The following is a 1,045-nucleotide window of genomic DNA, read 5'->3' as shown; positions in this document are numbered from 1 at the left end:
AACATAAGCTAAAAAGCCAATGGAAATCATTGCCCCACCAATGAATCCTAAAATCATCTTGGCAACCAGTGTCTTTTTTAACTTATTAACCCCGGCGGTAACACCCTTTTGCAGAATTTCTTCTGGAGTAAACATATTTTAATCTCCCATACACACCATTTAGTGTAATTAAAATATCATCAATTACCGAACATATCAATCTAATATGGCAAAATCATACGGATAACACGTATCCATAAAAATAACGCAGATTAATTATAATCTGCGTTATTTTTTATCTTTATCGACCCACCAAAGCATACCTTTCAGCCATTGCCACGAATTGCTCCACGACAAGGTTGCTAAAATCAAGAATGCTGGCAAATATTGAATTAAGTAACGACTACGGCCACCTTCAAATAGTAGTAAGAAGATGAAACCACCAATAATCGTCAATCTTAACATCTGAATCAATTTACGATCATCTTTCCAATTAAAAGCAATCGCTGCTAACAAAAAGACCCACCAAACTTGGGCTACATAACGAAAATCGCCTAAATTGGTTCCGTACAAATAGACGAAATTCCGAATTTTCCCAGCAAACCCCTTATGTGATGGATTAGTATTACCAATAATAAAGTGACCTTCTTTAATCCAGGCAAATGTTCCGTCAGTTGTATTATTAGCGTGCTTTTTAAAGAGAAATTTGATATATCCGAAAAAGCCCTTTTTCTTCAAACGCTTAATCAAAACCTTTTTAGAATAATCAACTTGGGCTTGTTTATTAGGCATTTTGGCCATCATTAAGGCATCATGTGCGTTATATCCACCATCACCAGAAACACCCATACTCATGAAATGAAGTGGCACGATAGCACGGGAAGTATTGATTTCCATATATTTTTGATGATCAATAGCATAATTACTAATCGAATACGTTGGCACCATGGCAATCATCACAATCAAAGCAAAAATGAATTCATTCAAAGCTTTCTTAAACGAAAACTTACCCTTGAATAAATACAGAAATTCAATCAAGCCAATCGCAATAATCCCAACGATTGCT

Annotated in this window: 1 protein-coding gene; it reads right to left on the bottom strand. The window is 35.3% G+C overall.

Annotated elements, in window-relative coordinates; genetic code table 11:
• Positions 1–267: 267 nt before the first annotated feature.
• Positions 268–1,045 (bottom strand): glycosyltransferase family protein (locus FHL06_RS14545; protein WP_475392988.1); only part of this gene is annotated, 778 nt, incomplete at its 5' end.

This window comes from Companilactobacillus halodurans, assembly GCF_009600985.1.
Taxonomy (GTDB): Bacteria; Bacillota; Bacilli; order Lactobacillales; family Lactobacillaceae; genus Companilactobacillus; species Companilactobacillus halodurans.
This window is presented reverse-complemented; position numbering and strand designations above follow the sequence as displayed.